Origin of the sequence: Shewanella sp. POL2 (assembly GCF_000282755.1) — a bacterium.
Taxonomy (GTDB): domain Bacteria; phylum Pseudomonadota; class Gammaproteobacteria; order Enterobacterales; family Shewanellaceae; genus Shewanella; species Shewanella xiamenensis.
Window position 1 is genome coordinate 1 of record NZ_AKZL01000020.1, and the last position, 19,371, is coordinate 19,371.

Sequence of the window (19,371 nt, forward strand, 5' to 3'; positions counted from 1 at the left end):
TGGTAGGCTAGGCTGCCCCACAGGGCCCAACTTAAGGCCTTTTTCTCTAGCGCCTGCGCCGCGGGTGCATAAGGCGTTAAGTGCTCAGTTTTTTCATCATATTGGAAACCTTGCGCCGCTTTCTCTGGCTGCAGGATCACCACATCCTTGCCTTCCATCAACGCAAAATTTTTGTCGTATTGCATCAGTGCACGTCCAGGCCAATCATCGCTGACCTGAGTTAAGTCACGCCCTAACATAGGGTAAGAGTCTGAAATACCAATCAAAGATAACAAGGTTGGCGGTAAGTCGATTTGACTCACGATACGGTGATCGCGTTTTGGTGCAACATTATCCCCAAGGATTAACCCAGGAATACGGAAACGCGATACTGGCACCAGATCCGCACCACCGACTCGACTGTCATGGTCAGCTACCACAATAAAGACCGTATCCTTCCAGTAGTCGGCATTTTTGGCCAGCTTAAAGAACTCACCAATTGCATAATCGGCATATTTTGCCGCGTTATTACGGGTTTGTTTAGGTTGCTCATACAGCTCAATACGGCCATCGGGGAATTCGAATGGATCGTGGTTACTCGAGCTAAACACTAAACTAAAGAACGGTTTACCTTCGCTATGCAGACGCTCAAACTCACTATTTGCCTTACGCATTAAATCTTCATCAGAAGCACCCCAAGAGCCGACAAACGCAGGAGATTTATAATCCTTCTGATCGATAATGTCGCTAAAACCATTCCCTAGGAAGAAGCTACGCATATTGTCAAAATGGCTCTCACCACCATAGATAAATTGGGTGGTATAGCCGTGATTTTTTAACAATTCAGCGATACTGAAGAAACCCGTCTGGCTCTTGCCCAATTTCACCACCGCACGGGCTGGCGTTGGGGTAAAACCAGTAGTGACAGCTTCGATTCCGCGCACAGAGCGTGTGCCAGTGGCGTAGAGATTATCGAAATACCAGCCTTCCTGTGAGAGGGCATCGATATTCGGCGTTAACGGCAAACCGCCTAAACTCCCCACAAAACGGGCTCCCAGACTTTCTTGCAGCAAGATCACTAAATTTTTAGGCTTTCCGGTATAACTGGCTTGGTTAAAACTCAGAGAGGGAAGTTCATTTGAGGTAAACGCACTCTCAGGGCGACCGCTCTCCTGCCTAATGACCTTGATAATCTCATCTTTGTCCAAGGAGCCATACACCTTAGAAGCATCTTCCTCACTGCCCATTTGTTTGATCGCAAACACTAAAGAATAAGCGGAGTTGATCACTAAGGAGTTTACTAATGGATCATCGGCAAATGCCACCATCGCAGGGTTAATCGGTCTATGACCTAAGGTTGAACGCGCACCCAATAGGGTCAAAACGATAACCAGCACGGCTAACACCGGGCGCCAATACCAACGGGGGAAACGCAGGTTTTTACACAACTTACCGCTCAATACCCAGCCACCCCATAGGGTTGCGATACTCAGCACCACAGAAAAAATCAGCTCAAGCTTGCGTCCCGCCCACAGCATCGACAGCACTTCTTTGGGATAAATCAAATACTCCACATACAAACGATTAGGGCGAATGCCGTATTCCTCAATAAAGGCGGGCGTCGACACTTCGAGGAATAAGATAGTCCAGAGGCCTATGGTTAGCCATAAACGCAGAATCCATTGCCATGCTCGGCCAATCAAATGATCGCCCGAAAATATCGCCGTACCTAAAGCAGCCACACCCCATAACCAACATATGGTTGCAATATCGACACGAATACCTTGCAGTAACAAATGCGACCAACCGTCAACAGCGGCTACACGTTCGCCCTGCCACAGGCCTAAACCGATTCGGCTAGCGGTAGCAATAGCCAGTACTAACAGACTGAAAATAAGAATGACGCGAAAGGGCCCGTGGGCGCCCTTGCGTCCACCAGCAGATAAACCTGACTGCATGTATTACCCCAAAAACATTAAACGCACACTCAGCTTTGGAGTGTCAATTTGAAAAATTACCAGAAGTTGCTATATGACAACCGATCTGGCTTAAGGTTGCATTAAATTGCCGCCTTTATATTACCTGTCGTAGCAAACATGCAACAATTTTGTGATTGAGGGGTAAAAAATGTCGACTCGGGCACATGCTAACACCCGAGTCGCATCGAGATGACTTACTTTTTCAGCTTAGCGAAAGCATCAGCAAAGGCATTGCCCATCGCCGCATTGACAGGGGCTGGCTTGGGTGCTGACCGCCCAGACTGAGGTTGTGATGATTTGTGCTGTGACGCTTTGTGCTGATTCGGTTTGTTACCCTGATGCTTACCCTGCACTGACGTGCGAGTTTGCGACTTACTCTGATCAATCGCCTCATCCAAACGCATACTCAGGCCAATTCGGCGGCGCTCCACATCCACTTCCATCACCTTCACTTTTACCACATCACCCGCTTTGACCACGGTATGGGGATCGGTAATAAATTTGTCGGTTAATGACGAAATATGCACTAAACCATCTTGGTGCACGCCGATATCCACAAAGGCACCAAAGTTAGTCACGTTGGTGACAACGCCTTCGAGGATCATTTCAGGTTTCAGATCCTTAAGCTCTTCAACCCCATCTTTAAACTTAGCGGTTTTAAACTCGCCACGGGGGTCACGGCCAGGTTTATCGAGCTCGCTAAGGATGTCGGTCACTGTCGGCAGACCAAACTCAGGAGTCGTAAACTCCTGCGGTTTGATGTTGCGTAATAATTCTGAATTGCCAATAAGGCTCGCCACATCGACTTGTTTGGTCTTGGCAATCGTTTCGACCAACGAATAGGCTTCGGGGTGAACCGCTGACATATCCAATGGATTATCGCCGTCACGAATACGTAAAAAGCCTGCGGCTTGCTCAAAGGCTTTAGGGCCTAAACGCGGTACTTTTAACAGCTCTTTACGATTTTTGAAGGCGCCATTGGCATCGCGGTAATCCACCACGTTTTTGGCCAAAGTTTTATTTAAACCTGCAACTTGCGATAGCAAAGGCACAGACGCCATGTTTAAGTCCACGCCCACACCGTTTACGCAATCCTCGACCACGGCTTCGAGCGAGCTAGAAAGCTGGCTTTGACTCACATCGTGTTGATATTGACCAACGCCAATAGACTTCGGCTCAATCTTCACCAGTTCCGCTAAGGGGTCCTGTAAACGACGGGCAATTGAGACCGCGCCGCGAATCGAAACGTCTAGCTCAGGGAATTCTAATGCCGCCAGTTCTGATGCGGAATACACCGAGGCGCCCGCTTCGCTCACCATCACTTTGGTCAGCTGTGGTTGGCTGTCCTTGAGGCTGGCGATCAACTCAGCCGCTAATTTATCGGTTTCACGGGAGGCGGTGCCGTTACCAATCGCGATTAACTCTACCTTATGCATTTGCACTAAGTTGGCGAGGGTACGAATCGACTTGTCCCATAAATTCTGTGGTGCATGGGGGAAAATCGTGGTGTGTGCCACCAACTTACCCGTGTTATCCACCACGGCGACTTTAACGCCAGTACGTAGACCTGGGTCTAGGCCCATGGTTGCCTTGGCGCCCGCTGGCGCGGCCATCAGTAAATCACCCAAGTTACGGGCAAATACGTTAATGGCTTCCGCTTCGGCGCGCTCACGCATTTGCGAGATAAACTCGGTTTCCATTTGCAGGGCAATTTTAATTCGCCACGTGGCAGTAACGACCGTTTTGAGCCACTGATCCACACTGCTATCGCCCAGCTTTAAGCCTAAATGCTCACTAATAATGACTTCACAGTAACTGCCTTGACCCGCCTCTGCACCGGGATCGGCATTCATCGATAATGACAGGAAGCCTTCATTACGGCCACGGAGCATAGCTAAGGCGCGGTGAGATGGCACTTTGGCCAAAGGTTCGTTGTGCTCGAAATAATCGCGAAACTTCGCGCCTTCCTTCTCTTTGCCGGCAATAACACGGCTCTCTAACACACTGTTTTGGCTTAAATGTTCGCGAACTTTACGCAGTAATTCCGCATCTTCGGCGTAGCGCTCCATCAGGATATAACGGGCACCTTCCAATACCGCTTTGGTGTCGGCAAAACCCGCTTCTAGATTCAGATAACCCGCAGCCAATGCTTCAATATCGGCATTGCGATCCGCTAACAAGGTTTCGACCAGCGGCTCTAATCCCGCTTCAATGGCAATTTGGCCCTTAGTGCGACGCTTAGGTTTGAAGGGAAGATACAGATCCTCGAGACGCGTTTTACTATCGGCGCCTTCGATTTCCCGTTGCAGCTCAGGCGTTAATTTACCCTGCGCTTGAATGCTGGATAAAATCACCTGACGTCTGTCATTCAATTCACGCAAATAACCTAAACGGGTGTACAGCGTACGTAACTGGGTGTCGTCTAAACCACCAGTCGCCTCTTTACGATAACGGGCGACGAAGGGAACAGTGGCACCATTGTCGAGCAAATCTATGGTGGCAGTGACTTGATGCTCACGAACATTGAGTTCCTGAGCAATAATTTGGGCAATAGTCTGCATAAATAAAGTATCGTGCCTAACGGTTTGATTAATCCTAATTGCGCCCAAGATACCACAGGCGCAGTCGTTGTTTCATATGATGCGAGCGATTTGCCGCTGAAAATCGCCGAGAGTTTGATCTCGCGAGGTTTATTCCCCCTCGTCCGCGAGCGCCGAGTCAAGCAAGGTGTCGAACGGCGTATAACGGATTTCGTTGATATACCATGTCTTTGGGCCAGAGGGCGTTTGCACCACCACTTCATCATCAACTTGTTTGCCGATAAGCGCCCGTGCCATGGGGGAATCAATAGTGATATAACCCAGTTTAGTATCGAGCTCATCTTTACCGACAATCCGATAACGCACGCGCTCACCCGCGTCGTTTTCAAGCTCAAACCAAGCGCCAAAGTAAATTTTGCCTTCCTGCTGCGGAGAATAGTCGACAATTTTGAGTTCTTCGAGGCGCTTAACCAAATAGCGAACACGACTATCTATTTGACGCAAAAGCCTTTTGTTGTAAGTGTAATCCGCATTTTCACTTCGATCGCCCTGCGCGGCAGCCTCTTGCACTTTGAGGGTGATCTGCGGGCGATATTCCTTCCACAGGTATTTTAATTCTTTATCTAAGGTCATCCAGCCTTGGCGGGTGATCAAATGCGCTTTCATGTTAAGACTCTATAGTTAACTAAAACGAGCATAATTTTAAACAGGCATAGCACTGATGATACTCAGAGTCGCCGCCAAAGTTAAGGACTAGCAAAAAGCACCGCTGCCAGAAATGCCAATTTAGTTACAATTTCATATGTATAGTGAATATATTCAACGATTCCCATGCAATTTCATTTGCTTAGTATTAACATGAGTTGGCAATTTGTCGCATTCGACCGTGGTTGGCTTACATCATGAGCTAGTCGCTCAGATTGAATCCAGCTATATTAAGCGCATTCTTGGCAGATTCGTTTTCAATTTCAGCCAGTTAATCTTTGTTGTATGACGGCATAAAAAATAAAAGCAATAATCCGAGCAATTTAAGGACATCCCATGGGACAAGAAACCTCGAAAATCCTCGTTGTCGATGATGATATGCGCCTACGAGCACTACTCGAGCGTTACCTGATGGAGCAAGGCTATCAGGTACGCAGTGCGGCCAATGCTGAGCAGATGGACCGTTTACTGGAGCGAGAAAACTTTCATTTGATTGTGCTCGATCTGATGTTGCCCGGGGAAGATGGCTTATCTATCTGCCGTCGTCTGCGTCAACAGGGCAGCACCATTCCGATTGTGATGCTCACCGCCAAAGGCGATGAAGTCGACCGCATTATCGGCTTAGAACTCGGTGCCGATGATTATCTGCCAAAACCTTTTAATCCGCGTGAATTATTGGCGCGGATTAAAGCGGTGATGCGCCGCCAAATTCAGGATGTGCCCGGCGCGCCCGCGCAGCAAGAAGCCGAAATTAGCTTTGGCGAGTTTTCACTCGACCTAGCTACCCGTGAGATGTACCACGGTGATGAGGCCATCGCGCTGACCAGTGGCGAATTTGCGGTATTAAAAGTGTTAGTTACCCATCCACGCGAACCGTTATCGCGGGACAAACTGATGAACCTCGCCCGTGGTCGTGATTATTCGGCGCTCGAGCGCTCGATTGACGTGCAGGTATCGCGTCTACGGCGCTTAATTGAAAAAGACCCCGCTAATCCGCGCTACATTCAAACCGTGTGGGGATTAGGCTATGTATTTGTACCCGACGGTGCCGCCCGTCGATGAGCTGCTTTTGGCCTGTTGTTGACGCTTTTTTGGCTCGACTATGAAACTTAAGTGGTGGCAGCGACTCCTTCCGCGCAGTGCCTTTAGCCAAACGGTACTGCTGATTGGTTGTTTGCTGCTGATCAATCAGCTGGTGTCCTATGTCACTGTCGCAGTGTATGTGTTAAAACCCAGCTATCAACAAATTAACCAGTTAATTGCCCGCCAAATCAATCTGTTATTTGTCGACGGTGTCGATATCGGCCGCGAGCATTTAACCATAGTCGATGCACTCAATGCCAAAGTCCGCGACGATGGTATGAAGGTGTATAACCAACAGCAAGCCCGTGAAGCGGGCATCGAACAAGCCACCTACTACGGTTTTTGGTCATCACAGATGTCGGAATATCTCGGTGGCGATGCCGAAGTCCGTGTCACCCACGGCAGTGTTTTGCAAATTTGGATCCGCCCACCGCAGGCGCCGTCTGTGTGGATTAAAGTGCCGCTGATTGGGCAAAATGTTTCCGACTTGTCGCCACTGACCTTGTACTTGATGGTGATCGGCGCACTCAGTGTTGCCGGCGGATGGTGGTTTGCTCGCCAGCAAAACAGACCATTAAGGCGCTTACAAAAAGCCGCGATCTCGGTGTCCCGTGGCGAGTTTCCCGATCCTTTGCCGCTTAAAGGTTCCAGCGAACTGGTGGAAGTGACCAACGCCTTTAACCAGATGGCCCATAGCATGAAGCAGCTAGAGCAAGATCGTGCACTGTTGATGGCGGGAATTTCCCACGATTTGCGCACGCCGCTGACCCGCATCCGCCTTGCCTCTGAGATGATGGTTGAAGAAGATCAATATCTTAAAGACGGTATCGTCAACGATATTGAAGATATGGATGCCATTATCAGCCAATTTATTGCCTATATTCGCCAAGATCAGGAAGCCAGCCGCGAGCCCGGGCAAATCAATAAACTCATTCAAGATATTGCCCAGGCCGAAGCCAACCGCGACGGTGAAATTGAAGTCGTGCTGAGCGATTGCCCCGAGGCCTTATTTCAAGGGCTGGCGATTAAGCGGGTGTTGAGCAACTTAGTTGAAAACGCCTTTCGTTATGGCTCCGGCTGGGTGCGGATAAGCTCGCAATTTGACGGCAAACGCATCGGCTTTAGCGTTGAAGATAATGGCCCAGGGATAGATGAATCACAAATTCCTACACTCTTCCAACCTTTTACCCAAGGTGATATTGCCCGTGGCAGTGTCGGCTCAGGGCTTGGGCTCGCCATCATCAAACGAATTATCGACCGCCACCAAGGCCAAATTACCCTCTCGAATCGCGCCGCAGGCGGTTTAAAAGCCCAAGTTTGGCTACCGCTAGAATAATCCCCAAATCATAATGACAACGCTGACATTTGATTGGTTCTGTCATATTTATGTCACGCGAAATTCATAAACTTTAGGCAGTTAACTTACCTTAAGTTTCCAATGAAGATTGCATCATGAAGATTTCGACCTTGTCACGTACTGCTTCGGCGCTGTTGTTATTGCTTGCGGCATTATTAGCAGCAGTAGTACTTTGGAGTAGCGATCAAAGACAGCAGATTGAGCAACAAACCCAAGTACTCCAAGGCCTGCAACAGGACTTTCTCGTAGGCGTTCGCCGCGATCTTGATGGCTATTTAACCAGCGGCAACGCGACCCAACTCGAAGAAGCCAAAGCCAAGCTGAGTAAAATCAAAAACCAACTCAGCGAACTCAACCTTGCCGCATCAGGCAATGCCGATGAGGAATTACAGGTAGGCCTGAATCAATTCATTCAAGACTTAGACACTAAATACCGCGCGGCGGGCAAACTCGCAGGCAACCCAAGACAACTGCTGGCCCACGCCGAATCCGAAATGCTCGACTATAACCGCAGGCTTGGTAGCTATGCCGACAAAGGCTTAGCCGTTAATGCAGCAATAGCCGAGCAATATTTGCAATTAAGCCGTGACTTTCCCAGTATTGTTTATCAACTGTCGCAGCTTACCGATGGCTATCTCATTGATAAAAACCAGCAACTTAAGAATATTCTCGACAGCACCAGTAAAGCGCTTAACCAATGGCGCGATCAACTCAACGCCCTGCCGTTAATCGGCGTGTACGAGCAGCAGGAAGCCGATGAATTTGCCCTCGGCGCAAGTGAGCCTGAGCAGATTGAAGTGGGTGAAAATGATCGCAGCGAGCTGTTAAGCCTTGCCAATCGATACAATAAAGAAGTCGCCAATACCCACCAACTGCTGCAAGCCAATCAGGAGATGCAAGCGCAATTAATTCAAGCCATTAGCAGAGTTGAACAGCAGCTCATTGCCCTCGGTGAAGCCCAAGCGGCCAAAAACCAACAGCTCAAATATGAGTTACAAGTCATTCTTTATGCAATGGTTTCGATTATGGCGCTATTTGCGATCGGCTATTTAATCCTGCAACAGAACCGCGTGGTTAACCCCCTCAAACGCCTCAATCAAGCCTTTATGCAATTAAGCGAGTCCAACAGCCGTGAACGTTTGGACATCAATCGCCGCTGCGAAACTGGCCAAATTGCAGGGCATTTTAATCAGCTACTGCATCGTTTTGAACAGGAAGATGAACTCCAGCGCCAACAAATGACTAAGGTTTCTCAATCCTTAAGTCAGTTGGTCGCGCGCATTACCCAACTGTCGCAGCACACCGAACACACTCAGACCATAGTCGCCGACACTCAGTCGCAAACCGAGCATATCCGTAGCCTCGCCAATGAGGTCAGCCATACCTCGGCCCTTGTTGAACAAAGCGCGGCCGAAACCATGCGCCAAATGCAGTCGAGCCAAGCCGAGGCCGAAGCGGTACTGAGTGCCACAGAGCAAACCCAAACGGCGGTTGGCCTTTGCCATGCCTCGCTCGAAAGCCTGAATAACTCAGTGGCAGATGTGGCAAAAATCATTGATGTAATTGGCAATATCGCCGAGCAAACTAATTTACTGGCACTTAATGCCGCTATCGAAGCCGCCCGTGCAGGCGAGCAAGGTCGCGGTTTTGCCGTGGTCGCCGATGAGGTGCGCAGCCTTAGCCAACGTACTCAGGTATCGTTAAATGAAATTGTGAAAATCCTGCATCAGCTCACCCAATCTAACCTTGCTCTCGGCGAGAGTGTCGATGGCATTGCCCAAGCGACCGATAGCCAAAAACAGCGGGCACAGAGCCTATGGCAAATGGCACAAACCGTACAAAATCAAGCGAGTGAAATGGCCAATACCGCCAAACAAGGCTCGCTCAACGCCAAGGAACAGGTGGATTACCTCGATGAATTTGTTCGCAGCATGGATAACCTGAAAGACCAAGCGCAAACCAGTTCGCAGCAGAGCGAAGTCATCGCCCAAGAAGTGCAGCAAAGCGTGGAAAATATCGAAACCAGTTTAGGTATTGCCGACAGTCGTGTCGTGCCAATGCGCGCGGCTTAAGCTTAAGCACATAAAAAATGGCAGCAAGAGATCAATCTCGCTGCCATTTGCAGGGGTTAACGAGCGTTAGTCGTTAACGAGCATTAGTCGTCAATGCGGCAACTGTGGATTTGCATGCCATCAAACTGACATTCCACATTAACCCATTTACCATCAAAGGTCGCTAATGAGGCATCACTAGCATGGTAACCCCACAGACTGTTCTGGCTCACCTTTCCGGTTAACTCCAGTTCATTACTTTGCAGTTCAAGATCAACTTCCTTCACTAGCCATTGGCCATCGGCTAATTCAACACCTTCAATTTGCAGCCATTTTTGATCAAGGGTTGCAAGGGTTAAGCCATCATCAAACTGGGTTCTCGCGTCGATAATAAAGGTAACGCCATTAATTTGTAGCTGATTATTGCTATCGAGCGTGGCTCGCCCTTCAAGCTCAAACTTGTTGCCTAAATCGGGTAATGGACCACCCGCATCTGAACTTTCAAAGTCGACCTCTTTGGCCCACAGGCCCTGCGCAGTAGATTGAATATCCACCTCTAGGCGCTTACCTTCCAGCAAATTGGTGCGATTACCATCTTCAAATTGAGTCTGTTCAGTCACATAGAGTCGTGTGCGGCTATTAAGCTCAAACTGGCTCTTGTCTTGGTTAACCCAAGTTACTGTGCCCTCTAACTCCATCTCGTTGAACGTCGGCACATCTCTCGCATCTTCTACGTCGACTTCATGGGCCTTAAATACCGCACCATCCTGTTGACCTTCAACCTCAACCCACGCGCCTTCGGCGAGTTGGCCCTCTGGGGTGATACCAGCGTAATCTATTAGGGCTGAGCCCAAGCGGAATTGCTGCATAACTGGATCAAGCTCTGTTACTCGACCTTCAATTTCAGCAATTGCGAGATTAGGGAAAAGGTTAATCGACTCTACCTGCCATTGTCCGACCACGGTGGGGTAGCCATTTACCGCTACCCAATCGCCCTTTTTATATTGGCTAGCTGATGCAACGGCTAACTGTATGCCATTGACCATAATATTATGTTGATTGATGGCACTGATTTCACCAACCAGCGCAGGATCGACCTCAACCGTTTTAGCCTGCTGACCTTGGTTAACCAAATCTAGGCGCATCCCCACTTGAATAGCTTTGGCATCCAGTGGTTGTTGTTGATAACAAATATCTGCATTGGCGATATTAATCTTGTATCCATTCACAGTGATCTGTTGATGGTCTGCGGACACTTGAGTCACAGTCCCCATCACTTTAGCGGGTAAATTCGCGGGAGGTGGCGTCACATCCGTTGATGAACCGTCGCCACCACAAGCGGTTAATAGTAATGCGCTAATACCTACTAAGTGCTTATTCATTTTTTTCTCCCTTATTTACCTTGTTAAATCAACGGCTGGCATCTTAGTATGGGAAACGTCAAGCAAACGTGAAGAAATGAAGATAAGTAATGAAAGTATTAATTGTTGATGACAATCATGATGTTATAGAAACAATCATGGACTATTTAACCCTCGAAGGCATTATTGCTGACTGCGCCTATCACGGTGAAAGCGCCATCAATTTAATACAGCAAAACCATTATGACGTGATCATTATGGATATTATGATGCCCAAATTAGACGGTATTCGTACGGTCAAAAAACTGCGCGAAGAGCTGTTTTGTAACACGCCGATTTTGTTCTTAACCGCCAGAGATAGCCTGCAGGACAAAATTGACTCCTTTACCTCGGGCGGTGATGACTTTTTAAATAAACCCTTCGCCATGGAAGAACTATGCCTGCGCCTACGGTCACTACATAATCGCGGGCCGCGTTTAGATGTAGGTATATTGCGCTTTGGTGAAATCAGCTTAAATATCGCAACGCAGCAAGTATGCCGCGCGGGTAAGGAAATCAAGCTGAGTAAAATCCAACGCACGATTTTGACGCTACTGCTCAAACATGCCCCCGCCATTGTGAGTAAAGAACAAGTTATCGATGCGGTTTGGGGTGACGAAGCCCCCTGTAGCGACGCGCTTCGTAGCCATATTTACAGCCTGCGTAGTGCATTGGATAAGGGCTTTACAGATTCCAAACTAGAGACAATTCATGGCCAAGGTTACCGACTCATCCCCTAAGCCATTACCGAGCTTATACAAAAAAATTCGCCTAACGTTTTTAGTGCTAACGAGCCTAATGTTCGCGATTTTCTGGGGTTTGATTTATATCGCCGAAGAACAAATTGAGGTCATTAGCCTTGAACACAAACTGGCGACCGAAACCCGCGAATACCAAAAAAACTATCAACGATTTGGCGATAAAGCCCAGCTCCCCGATATCCACGAACTCACCACCTATTGGAGCAAAGAGTTTGTGCCGCAATGGCTGCAAGCTTATCAACAAACGGGTTTTTATGAGCACCAATTGGGCGCCGAAGATAAGCACTTTTTGATTTCGCCGCACCCATCAGGACAAGGTTTATTGTATGTGGTGTATAAGGATGATGCGGATGACTTTCTCGATGGATATGAGGACAGGCTGCATATTTTGATATCCTTCTTCGGGGTAGGTTTACTGCTGTTCATCATGGCCTATGGCTTATATTTTGTGCGGCTACTATCGGCACCATTTTTTGAAATTGAACGCAAAATCAATGCGCTGACGCCAGAGGAGCCGAGCTTTGTCCCTAGCACACCCTACCGTGAAACCCGCCATATCGAACAAACACTACTGGAAAATAAAGCCAAAATTGCCGCCTATTTTACTCGGGAACAGGAGTTTAGCCGCTTTGCCTCCCATGAACTGCGCACGCCCATTATGGTGATCCAAGGCTCGACAGAATTACTTAAAAAACTGCCAAACAACGGGAGCGAAGCTCAGCAGCGGATCGCTAACAAAGCCATTGCCCGCATTGATTACGCAAGCCAACAGATGAAAACCCTCACCGAAACCTTTTTGTTATTAGGTAAGGAACAAATTGAATCGCAACACTATGATCAAGTTGATTTAGCCGCACGGCTTACGCAGCTATTAAGTGAAATGGCGCAGCATTTTGCCAAACACGAAATCCGCTATCAGCTCAGCGTTAACGAAAATACCGCCATTTGCGCACCGGTGAGTTTTGTGGACATAGTGATAGGCAACTTAATTAAAAATGCCTTTAACTACAGCAGTGGCGATATTGAAATCACGCTGAATAACAATCAACTAACCATAAAAAATCCGCTTAGTCTCCAAAGCGCCGAGCCCACAGGCTATGGCTGTGGTTTGATCATTATTGAACGTATCTGCGAGCGCATGGGGTGGCCCTTTTCGGCCCAAAGCCTAGGGAATGACTATCTGGCAACAATCCAATTTATGGATAACGGCGAGCCACAACAGCATCTAAATGAATCCGCTTAAATTCTTCACAACTGCTTCACGCTCGTCTTGGCATGATACTCGCCGCAGATGAGTCGCCCAGCGGCGTAAGATTAGAAAGAGGACATTTAGATGAATAAAATCACCTTAAGCATGTTAGCAATCACATTGTCATTGAGTGCCTTGTGCAGCCAAGCTGGATTTCAACCAACAACGGGCGAACCCCAATTACGTGGCGGCTTTCAAGGCCCCAGCGCACGGCAAATCATTCATGATGTCGTCAGTGCGCTCAATGCCAGCGATGACACTCAAGTGGAGTTAACCGGCCATATCATGTCTTCAATTGGCCACGATGATTATATTTTCCGTGACAGCACGGGCGAGATTAAAATTGAAATTGACGATGATCTGTGGCTCGGACATACCGTCACGCCTGAAACCCAAGTCATTATTCGCGGTGAAGTGGATAAGGACTGGTCAGAAGTCACTATCGATGCCGACAGCATTCAACTCGTTCAATAACCGTATAAAAAAGCCCGAATAAAAAGCCAGCCTCATCTAGGCTGGCTATTGTTCTCGCTCAAGCAAGCGGCACATCAGCCCCATAAGCGCAGGGGCATCCGCTTATCTTAACTTAAAGCCGCCAACACCACTTCGGCCTTGCTCACCTCGAATGACTTAGGTGCTTCAACATTCAGTAACGTTACCACGCCATCATCGATAATCATCGCATAACGTTGTGAACGCACACCGCCAAAGCCTGCAGTATCCATCTCGAGTCCGAGCGCCTTAGTAAAGCTGGCGTCACCATCGGCAAGCATCAGTAACTCAGACGCATTTTGCGCTTCGCCCCACGCTTTCATCACAAAGGCATCGTTTACCGATACACAGGCAATTAAATCAACGCCTTTGGCTTTAAACTGATCGGCCAGCACCACATAACCTGGCAAATGTGCTTCAGAACAGGTTGGAGTGAAAGCACCAGGCACTGCAAATAACACCACTTTTTTACCCGCAAACAGCTCAGTAACTTGATGATTTACCATGCCATCTTTTGTTAATTGGCTTAGCGTCGCCGCTGGTAATTTTTGACCTTGAGCAATCATGTCTCTCTTCCTTTAGTTAACGTAACTTGCCCATACTAGCCCGAATCCGACAGGATAAACACCGAGAGAAAAAGGGGATTTGTGCAGAGGATTGATTTTGTAGCCAGTGTTTTTGCTGGCAATAAAATGCGTCTGTTAGCGTCTGTGACTGCAAAGATGGGCAACCGCATCCTGTGTTTCTTGCGAAAACAGCGCCAATTGCTCATCAGTCAATACACCATGATGTTTCAAGGCTGCTATTTTAACGACCGCATTACTACGCTTAAGATCATCAAACATCTCAGCGATGGCATTATCTTCTTTGTTAATCACTTTCCAAAGAGCTAAGTAAGCCTCATGCTCCCGACCTTTACGGGTAGATGATATCTGCTCTATACGCTCAAAAATTGTCTCGCATGCCGAATTGAGCAAACTCTGTTTGAGGCTGCTGAGCCTCTTCCAATCTTTTTCAGATACAGATGACATCTGACTGTTCTCCTAATACATGAGGCTAATAAATGAGGTCGCCCAAGATAAAACAAGCACATAATGCACTTTAGATTTGCCTACAACTTACTCAGGCTAAAGTGGCTTGAATAGGGTCATTAAAAATACTTGGGCAGCATCATAGGCAAAATCGACGTTTTAAGATGGGTGTCCACTTTCTTCCTTCTTTATTCCTTTACTTGGAGATGTGCCCACTTCTTTCTGTCGTCACAGGGCAATGAGAAATGGGTCAATCAGCTAAGTAGTTACAACCCATGCATCGTTGTGCTGAAAATAATCAAACAGAAATACAGCTTGCTCCAAGCCATAAATAAAATGCTTTAATTCATTGAATTGCATACGTTCGCTCAACTCTACGCCCAAGTTTCCAATTAATACTTGGTTAGCCAATAACTCGTGAGCGGCATGGTTTCGATCTTTGACGACTTGCTTTAGTAGCTCTGTATAATCGGCTCGTAAACCAACAGTTTCTAGTTTTGCTCGCGACCGCCCAAGTGTGAGCTTTTCCGTTTCCGACTCAGGTATGCCAAAAGATTCCTCTAAAAGTTTTTTTAAGGCAAACTCGAGAATTTGTGCCGTACCAAGGTAAATTGAGAAACATTCTAAGAAGGACTTATCATTGTATTTCTCCATTCGCCGGAGTACTTCACTTTGTACATCGCTACCTGATAACTCTTCTTTTTCGTAGATCGAAGACATTACCCTTCCTTGTATACATAACGATTTATATCGTGCGCTTGCGCCTAATCTCACCTCTGAACACTTGGTAAAACTACACACAACCCACTGATTTAAAATTTGATTTCCACAATAGCAAAAATCATTCTGGGTAGAAAGTGCGCAAGCGCATGATTTCTGTTTGTTTTGCGGTATGCATTTTAAAATAAAAAAGCAGCGTATCGATGGATACGCTGCCTTGTTAGGGGGAGACCGACTTCTTACTCTGCGTGTATTAGTCGGTATGGTCTTTGATAAACTCAGTCACATTGCATATCAGAATCAAATCTTAAATAAACTCTTCACGTTTACGCAGTACCGCCAACAGTCCTAGGCCAAGCAAGGCGAAGAGAGAAAATGCACCGCCGCTTTCTTCCACAACGATCACATCACCAGTACGGTCACGGTCACGACTTTCTAGTGGCAGGGCATATAAGCCATCGGTATCATCGGCGCTAATAGTGGCGACAATATCGCTATAACCAACCTCATAGACATCGATTAATACATCGTAGTGATCCGTTTGATAGCCAGTGTAGAGGGTCGTTAGCACTTCGTAATCATCCTGAGTCGAGTCACCGTAGATGGTAAACACGTCCGTGGTGTAGTAATGCACCCAAGGGCCACCGTTACGGCTGAGGTATAACTCGGCAAACAGGTCGGCGCGTTCATTAAGATATGCACCAAACACATCTACATCGAAGGTTACGCTAAAGGTTTGATAAAACCCATCGTAATCAAAGTCTTCAAACAAACGGCTGCTGGCATCAAAAATCGCAAAGCTGTGATAAATAGGGGCGCGATAGGGATCTTCTGTGGCGGCGCTTGAACTGGGGATCGGCTGACTCGTATGTTTGGCGATCACTTGTTCGCGAGTCATGGGGGTTGCACCCATCAATTGTACTCGCTGAACATTCGCACCTTGTGCCGAGAAGGACGGTGCCAGCGATTTAACCGCAGCGGCAGTAGCTTCCGCTACACTTTGAGCGGGAGCCGACTGTTGCAATAGGCTTAAGGCTTGCTGCTCTTGCTTGACGGCTTGCTCAGCATCGGTCTTTTTCATCATACCAATACTCGCTGCACTAAAGGGCGCCAAGTTTGACTCGTCGCTCGGCTGCGCGCTTACCATTGTCGATGCCAGAAATGCACTGGCCAATACCACAGCCTTCACATACGTCGTGGTTGCGATAACTTGTTGTTTCACTGTGTTCATCTTGAATACCCCATTGGATAATCCGCTCAAATTGGTGACATTAGAGGGCACTCAAGGTGAACATAAGCTGAACATTAAAATCTGCTGTATTTCAGAGCAACACTGCTGTTCAGCCTTAATTCATCTGCTGTGGTTAACACTACTAATATGTCACAGGATATGACTCCTGATATGTAAAGAGGTTCGATGAGGATTAACTCGATAAAATCTCACGAATCACAGTGAATTTTAAAGGAATTGTGTTTACCAATTGGCTGATCTCTATGTGTTTGTTATGGTGATGAGGTATTCTTAGTCGACTCGATAAGCTAACCAGCTCGCCACTTACTTAAGATCGCCGAACCTGTACGGGTAACAGATATGAAACTTGGTTTGACACTGACCCTAGTCGCTTGTTTATGTGCCTCCTTTGGCTGCATAGCGGGCAATGATAAACACGATGATCGCAATCAATCGCGCGACCAAGGCGTTAAGAATGAGCAGCGCCGCCTTGTGGTGAATAGTCCAGACCAAGCCGTGGCTATGGCGCAGCGTCAATATCGAGGCAAAGTGCTCAGCGTGCAGTCGAGCGGCTCAGGCTATCGCGTCAAAATCCTCAATAATGATGGCCAGGTTTTTTCAGTTTCGGTGGATGCCGCCACAGGACGCGTGTCGAGGAATTAATATGCGACTCTTACTCGTTGAAGACGACTTAGCACTGCAAGCCAACTTAAAACAACACTTGCTGGATGCCCATTACAGCATTGATGTCGCCAGCGACGGCGAAGAGGGCTTGTTTCAAGCCGTTGAATATAACTATGACGCCGCCATTATCGATGTCGGTTTACCTAAACTCGACGGTATTAGCCTTATCCGCCGCATTCGCCAAAAAGAGCGCGCTTTCCCGATCTTAATTTTAACCGCGCGCGACAGCTGGCAAGATAAAGTCGAAGGCCTCGATGCTGGTGCCGACGATTATCTCACTAAGCCCTTTCATCCCGAAGAATTAGTGGCTCGGCTCAAAGCCTTGATCCGCCGCTCGGCAGGTAAGGCAAGCCCAATCATCACTAACGGCCCCTTTAGTTTAAATACCAGTAGCTTAGAGGTCCGCAAAGGGGACGAACTCGTCACGCTAAGCGGCTCTGAATACAAGCTATTTGAGATCTTTATGCTGCATCAAGGTGAAGTGAAATCTAAAACAGCACTCACCGAACATATTTATGATCAGGATTTTGACCTCGACTCTAACGTCATCGAAGTCTTTATCCGCCGTTTACGCAAAAAGCTCGACCCCGATAACCAATACAATCTAATCGAAACCCTGCGCGGCCAAGGCTATCGCTTAAGAGTCATTGCTCCTGAGCAAGGTACTGATGAGTAAGCGCGCGCTTGCCTGGCAGTTGCTCAACTCCTTAAAGACTCGGCTCGTCCTCAGTGCGCTGTTGTTTATATTAGTGCTGCTGCCGCTGATTGGGGTCGCCCTCAATGATGCCTTTGCTGAACAGGTAAAGAGTGCCGCTAAAAATGAGCTAAGTGCCTATGTATATTCAGTATTAGCGGTGACTGAAGTCGAAAACAAACGGATTTTTATCCCTGAGTTAGTGCTCGAGAACCGCTTTAACCTTATTCAATCAGGCCTCTATGCCATAGCCACCACCGAAGATGCGGAGCATAAACAGAGCATCGTCTGGCATTCGCAATCCTTTATGGGCATCACGCCACCAGCACAGTTCACCATTCCGCCAACGGGCCAAAGTGCCTTCGATCAAATCGACCTCGCGGGCGCGCCACACCTTATCTATAGCTTTAGTGTGAGCTTTGCCAGCCTGAATGAAAATGTGCCAGTGACTGTCCATATCATTAAAGATGAACATGAATTTCAGCAGCAGATAGCTCAATTTAATCAACAGCTTTGGACTTGGTTACTGATCTTAATTCTCGTGATGCTGATATTTCAGCTGAGCTGGTTGATTTGGACCATTAGACCACTGGCACGCTTTACCCAAGAGCTGCACGATGTGGAACAAGGTAAATCAACCCAGCTGAGCAGCCAGTACCCCAGCGAGTTACAAGCGGTGGCGAGGCAGCTCAATATCTTGCTCAATACCGAACAAACCCAGCGTAAGCGCTACCGCAACGCCCTTGCGGATTTAGCTCATAGCCTCAAAACACCACTGGCGGTGATTAAAAGTCAGGTGGATTTAAGTGAAGCCTCGAGTGAGCAAGTGTCTAACATCAGTCGCATCATCAGCCACCAGCTTAAACGCGCCCAAACTGCGGCGGCCGCCTCATGGCATTTAGGGATTAAGGTTGATGAGGTGGCCAATAAACTGCTACGCACCTTAGCCAAGATTTATCGAGAACCGCAAATTAACCTCGGTGGCGAAATCGCTGAACAAGCGGTTTTTAAGGGCGATGAAGCCGATCTCACCGAGATTTTAGGTAACTTACTCGACAATGCCTGCAAAGCCGCCAAATCAACGGTCAAATTAACCGTCACCGGCGATGCTTATCAATTGCAACTTTGTATCGAAGATGACGGCCCAGGGATCAGCGAAACCCTGCAAACGCAAATCTTTGAGCGCGGGATCCGCGCCGATTCCTATCATCAAGGTAACGGCATAGGTTTAGCGATTGTCCGCGATTTAGTGGATAGCTATAATGGTCGAATTTCTGTTTCCCGCTCAGAAAATTTAGGTGGCGCCAAGTTTACCGTTAACTTTACCCATTCTGCTTAATCTTTTATTTTCAATGCCATATATCGTTTTATTGGTAAGAAAATAAATCTACAACACGCTTTTGCCGCACAATATA

The 19,371-nt window shown here is 47.7% G+C and carries 17 protein-coding genes; 9 read left to right on the top strand and 8 right to left on the bottom strand.

The annotated features are described in order from the left end of the window. The 3 genes from SHEWPOL2_RS07270 to greB all read right to left on the bottom strand — a co-directional run. Positions 1-1,937 (bottom strand): LTA synthase family protein (locus SHEWPOL2_RS07270; protein ID WP_037427387.1); only part of this gene is annotated, 1,937 nt, incomplete at its 3' end. A gap of 215 nt (positions 1,938-2,152) precedes the next feature. Next, positions 2,153-4,519, bottom strand: coding sequence for a Tex family protein (locus SHEWPOL2_RS07275; RefSeq protein ID WP_037427389.1), 2,367 nt, complete (start codon positions 4,517-4,519; stop codon positions 2,153-2,155). 129 nt (positions 4,520-4,648) lie between these two features. Then, positions 4,649-5,164 carry a transcription elongation factor GreB gene (greB, locus tag SHEWPOL2_RS07280; protein ID WP_037427391.1) on the bottom strand — a complete coding sequence of 172 codons (516 nt, stop codon included), beginning with the start codon at positions 5,162-5,164 and terminating at the stop codon, positions 4,649-4,651. A gap of 375 nt (positions 5,165-5,539) precedes the next feature. Here greB and ompR point away from each other — a divergent pair, with 375 nt between their 5' ends. The 3 genes from ompR (at position 5,540) to SHEWPOL2_RS07295 (ending at position 9,715) form a co-directional block, all read left to right on the top strand. Next, positions 5,540-6,265, top strand: a complete 726-nt coding sequence (ompR, locus tag SHEWPOL2_RS07285) for a two-component system response regulator OmpR (RefSeq protein ID WP_037423742.1) — start codon at positions 5,540-5,542, stop codon at positions 6,263-6,265. 40 nt (positions 6,266-6,305) lie between these two features. After that, entirely contained in the window at positions 6,306-7,622 is a 1,317-nt protein-coding gene (envZ, locus tag SHEWPOL2_RS07290; RefSeq protein ID WP_037427393.1) for a two-component system sensor histidine kinase EnvZ, read from the top strand. Between the two features lie 116 nt (positions 7,623-7,738). Then, positions 7,739-9,715: a methyl-accepting chemotaxis protein gene (locus SHEWPOL2_RS07295; RefSeq protein WP_037427395.1), complete on the top strand. Its 1,977-nt coding sequence runs from the start codon at positions 7,739-7,741 to the stop codon at positions 9,713-9,715. A gap of 83 nt (positions 9,716-9,798) precedes the next feature. Here SHEWPOL2_RS07295 and SHEWPOL2_RS07300 read toward each other — a convergent pair whose 3' ends face one another. Further along, a complete protein-coding gene (locus tag SHEWPOL2_RS07300; protein WP_037427397.1) occupies positions 9,799-11,076 on the bottom strand; it encodes a DUF5666 domain-containing protein in 1,278 nt (425 codons plus the stop codon). Positions 11,077-11,165: 89 nt separating this feature from the next. Between SHEWPOL2_RS07300 and SHEWPOL2_RS07305 the strand changes: the two genes are divergently transcribed. From SHEWPOL2_RS07305 to SHEWPOL2_RS07315, 3 genes are all read left to right on the top strand, one after another. Beyond that, positions 11,166-11,834: a response regulator transcription factor gene (locus SHEWPOL2_RS07305; RefSeq protein WP_037427399.1), complete on the top strand. Its 669-nt coding sequence runs from the start codon at positions 11,166-11,168 to the stop codon at positions 11,832-11,834. Then, positions 11,806-13,098: a HAMP domain-containing sensor histidine kinase gene (locus SHEWPOL2_RS07310; RefSeq protein ID WP_037427401.1), complete on the top strand. Its 1,293-nt coding sequence runs from the start codon at positions 11,806-11,808 to the stop codon at positions 13,096-13,098. Before SHEWPOL2_RS07305 ends, SHEWPOL2_RS07310 begins: the two co-directional genes overlap by 29 nt. Positions 13,099-13,188: 90 nt before the next feature. Then, positions 13,189-13,578: a NirD/YgiW/YdeI family stress tolerance protein gene (locus tag SHEWPOL2_RS07315; protein ID WP_037423760.1), complete on the top strand. Its 390-nt coding sequence runs from the start codon at positions 13,189-13,191 to the stop codon at positions 13,576-13,578. Between the two features lie 107 nt (positions 13,579-13,685). Here SHEWPOL2_RS07315 and SHEWPOL2_RS07320 read toward each other — a convergent pair whose 3' ends face one another. From SHEWPOL2_RS07320 to SHEWPOL2_RS07335, 4 genes are all read right to left on the bottom strand, one after another. Then, a complete protein-coding gene (locus tag SHEWPOL2_RS07320) occupies positions 13,686-14,162 on the bottom strand; it encodes a peroxiredoxin (protein WP_037423763.1) in 477 nt (158 codons plus the stop codon). A 135-nt stretch (positions 14,163-14,297) separates the two neighbouring features. Beyond that, positions 14,298-14,627: a hypothetical protein gene (locus tag SHEWPOL2_RS07325; protein WP_037427403.1), complete on the bottom strand. Its 330-nt coding sequence runs from the start codon at positions 14,625-14,627 to the stop codon at positions 14,298-14,300. A gap of 258 nt (positions 14,628-14,885) precedes the next feature. Beyond that, positions 14,886-15,347: a hypothetical protein gene (locus SHEWPOL2_RS07330; protein ID WP_050991324.1), complete on the bottom strand. Its 462-nt coding sequence runs from the start codon at positions 15,345-15,347 to the stop codon at positions 14,886-14,888. Between the two features lie 307 nt (positions 15,348-15,654). Next, positions 15,655-16,578: a choice-of-anchor H family protein gene (locus SHEWPOL2_RS07335; protein ID WP_037427405.1), complete on the bottom strand. Its 924-nt coding sequence runs from the start codon at positions 16,576-16,578 to the stop codon at positions 15,655-15,657. A 360-nt stretch (positions 16,579-16,938) separates the two neighbouring features. Here SHEWPOL2_RS07335 and SHEWPOL2_RS07340 point away from each other — a divergent pair, with 360 nt between their 5' ends. The 3 genes from SHEWPOL2_RS07340 to SHEWPOL2_RS07350 are packed head-to-tail and all read left to right on the top strand — an operon-like array spanning position 16,939 to position 19,295. Next, complete coding sequence (locus SHEWPOL2_RS07340) at positions 16,939-17,241, top strand: PepSY domain-containing protein (RefSeq protein ID WP_037423775.1); 303 nt, start codon at positions 16,939-16,941, stop codon at positions 17,239-17,241. Position 17,242: 1 nt separating this feature from the next. Continuing rightward, positions 17,243-17,938 (top strand): response regulator transcription factor, encoded by a 696-nt coding sequence (locus SHEWPOL2_RS07345; RefSeq protein ID WP_037423778.1) that lies wholly within the window; start codon positions 17,243-17,245, stop codon positions 17,936-17,938. Next, positions 17,931-19,295, top strand: coding sequence for an ATP-binding protein (locus SHEWPOL2_RS07350; protein ID WP_037427407.1), 1,365 nt, complete (start codon positions 17,931-17,933; stop codon positions 19,293-19,295). The genes SHEWPOL2_RS07345 and SHEWPOL2_RS07350 overlap by 8 nt, the downstream gene beginning before the upstream one ends. Positions 19,296-19,371: the final 76 nt, after the last annotated feature.